Source organism: Mycobacterium angelicum (assembly GCF_002086155.1).
In the GTDB taxonomy this organism is placed as follows: Bacteria; Actinomycetota; Actinomycetes; order Mycobacteriales; family Mycobacteriaceae; genus Mycobacterium; species Mycobacterium angelicum.
Map to the genome: position 1 here is coordinate 1 of NZ_MVHE01000469.1, position 230 is coordinate 230.

Consider the following 230-nt stretch of genomic DNA (forward strand, 5'->3'; position numbering starts at 1 on the left):
GACCCGGGCCACGATCGCCCCGACGGTGCGCCAGGCGATCCGCATCAACTCGCACACCGCGGTCTTCGAACACGCCACCGCCAGCCAGGCCACCGTGTCATCGAAAGCATACGTGTGCCCGGCATGATGACGCGCCCACGGCACCGCCACCACCGTCGGCCCATGGGTGGGGCAGTTCACCCGCGGCGCCTCGGCCTCCAAGAACACCTCGACGGTGCCCCAATCCAGAC

General features: G+C 69.6%; 1 protein-coding gene. It reads right to left on the reverse strand.

Translation table 11 applies throughout. From position 1 onward, the window contains the following. Positions 1-230 (reverse strand): transposase (locus BST12_RS30295; protein ID WP_139802152.1); only part of this gene is annotated, 230 nt, incomplete at both ends.